Genomic DNA, 2,360 nt, shown 5'->3' with positions numbered 1-2,360 from the left:
CGCGCCCACGCGAGCCCCGCGGGGGAGACGGACCCCGAAGCCCCGCGGGGCGCCTGACCCCCGGCCCCCGCCGCCGCGCGTCGGCGGGGACTGCCCGGCTGCGGCCGTGCGGGGGAATTGGGTCGCGCCGGGGTGGCTCGCTCGGTATCAAGGCCACATGGGTGAGCTGAGCGCGCGCGGTCTCCGGGCAGACGAATACGACGACTTCTTCGGCGTGTTCTCCGCGGCGTTCCTCGACGATTCGCTGGCAGCCTCGAGCGAGGCGTACGAGGACGTGTTCCGCGCGGAATTCGCGCACGGCGTCTTCGACGGCGACGAGATGATCGGCGCGGCCGGACGGCTCGAGCAGGAGATCACCGTGCCAGGACCGGCGCAGTGCCCGCTCGCGGCGATCACGGCGGTGGGCGTCAAGCCCGGGCACCGGCGACGCGGCGTGCTGACCTCACTGATGCACGAACAGCTCGGCGCGCTGCACGACGACGGCATGCCGGTCGCGGCGCTGTACGCGTCGGAAGCCGGCATCTACGGCCGTTTCGGGTACGGGCTGGCCAGTTTCGAGAGCCACCTGGCAGTTCCACGCGGCGCCGCTTTCCTGTCCACTGTGGAGGTCGACGGCCGGAGGGTCCGCGAAGTCGGCCGGGAGCAGGCGCTGGAGTTCGCACGCTCCCTCTACCCGGCCGTCGCGGCGGCCAACCCCGGTTGGCTGTCCCGGAGCGACGGCTCCTGGGAAGCCCGCGTCCTCGACAGCCCCAATGCGCGCGGCGACGTCAGCGCTCCCCGGTTCGCGGTGCACCCCGACGGATACGCGATCTACCGGCCCAAGCGGGAGTGGACGAGCCGCGGGCCCGCCTACCAACTGCACGTGGCCGAACTCGTGGCCGCGACGCCGCAGGCCTACGCCGCGCTGTGGCGGTACCTGCTGGACATCGACCTGGTCGCCGAGGTGGTCTGGCGCAAGGCCGCGATCGACGAGCCGGTACTGGGCATGCTGGTCAACCCGCGCGCCGTCGACCGCAAAGTGCTCGACGGGTTGTGGGTGCGGCTGGTCGACCTGGATCGCGCGCTGATGGCCCGCCGCTACGCCGCCCCGGTCGACGTGGTCTTCGACGTCACCGACCGCTTCTGCCCGTGGAACGAGGGCCGCTGGCGGCTGCGCGCCGACGGCGCGGGATCCGCCACCGCCACCCGCACCGAGAACGCCGGGGAGATCTCGCTGGACGTCGCAGCCCTGGCTGCCGCCTACCTGGGCGGCACCACGCTGGCCGCGCTGGCGCGCACCGGGCGGGTCGTCGAGCGCGAGCCGGGGGCGCTGCTCGCCGCCTCGCGGGCGTTCGCGACCGACTTCGCACCGCACTGCCAGGAAGGCTTCTGACCACCCGTTCGTGCGATATCCAGGTACTGTCGATGAGGACGGATTCGTCCGCTTCGGGAGGTCTTGGGTGTCCACCGCCGTCTTGATCATCGTGATCGCGCTCGTGGCGATCGGCGCCGCCGTCTGGTGGTCGCGCAAGAAAGCCGTGGAACACCAGCAGAAGCAGCTGGCGGACGCCAAGGCCGAAGCACGCCGCTGGGTGGAACGGCTGGGCGGCCAGGTGCTGAACCTGATCGGCACCACCGAAGCCGCCAAGCAGGCGCTGGCCGACGCCGCCGAGCGGCACGCCGCCGCGGTCTCGCAGCTGGAGCAGGCCACCACCGAGCAGCAGGCCCGGCTGACCACCGAATCCGCCCTCGAAGGGCTCTACTACGTGCGTGCGGCGCGGATCGCCATGGACATGGACCCGGGTCCCGAGCTGCCTGACCTGGCCGGTCAGAGCGGCGCGGGCAAGGTCACCGAACGCCGCGAGGTCGAGGTCGAAGGCCGCCAGCAGATGGCCTCGCCGGACCCGAGCGAGCAGACGCCCCACTACTACCCCGGCGGAACCGTGGCAGGCCGCCCGGTGCCGCAGGGCTGGTACAGCGAGCCGTGGTGGAAGCCCGCGCTGGTCGCGGGCGCCTGGGGCGTGGGCTCGTTCGTCCTGATGAGCGCCCTGTTCAGCGGAATGTCCGGGGTCCCGGCCGAAGCGGCCTACGCGGACGGCTTCCAGGACGGCATGGCCGCCGACAACCCGGGCGACCCAGCCGGCGACTTCGGCGACCCCGGAGCAGACCCCGGAGCCGACTTCGGCGGCGACCCCGGAGGCGACTTCGGCGGCTTCGGAGACTTCGGCGACTTCGACTTCTGACCCACCACCGGTACACCCGATCCGGTTCAGCCCAACCACAGTTTCAATTGAAACTGCAGATCCCAGGCACGAGTGACCACAGTTTCAATTGAAACTGCACCCGACACGCCGAGGAGCACGGACCGACCGACCTCCTCG

The 2,360-nt window shown here is 71.7% G+C and carries 2 protein-coding genes; both read left to right on the top strand.

The features are described 5' to 3' along the window. Window positions 1-157: 157 nt before the first annotated feature. Window positions 158-1,372: a GNAT family N-acetyltransferase gene (locus tag ABTZ89_RS37970; RefSeq protein WP_351054152.1), complete on the top strand. Its 1,215-nt coding sequence runs from the start codon at window positions 158-160 to the stop codon at window positions 1,370-1,372. Window positions 1,373-1,439: 67 nt separating this feature from the next. Beyond that, window positions 1,440-2,222: a hypothetical protein gene (locus ABTZ89_RS37965; protein ID WP_351054149.1), complete on the top strand. Its 783-nt coding sequence runs from the start codon at window positions 1,440-1,442 to the stop codon at window positions 2,220-2,222. Window positions 2,223-2,360 lie beyond the last annotated feature (138 nt).

The sequence above is a fragment of the Saccharopolyspora sp. NPDC002686 genome (assembly GCF_040295745.1).
GTDB classification, from domain to species: domain Bacteria; phylum Actinomycetota; class Actinomycetes; order Mycobacteriales; family Pseudonocardiaceae; genus Saccharopolyspora; species Saccharopolyspora oryzae.
This window is presented reverse-complemented; position numbering and strand designations above follow the sequence as displayed.

Excerpts from the sequence above, each read along its gene's own strand:
- ABTZ89_RS37970 (WP_351054152.1), top strand. The coding sequence starts at position 158 with ATGGGTGAGCTGAGCGCGCGCGGTCTCCGGGCAGACGAATACGACGAC.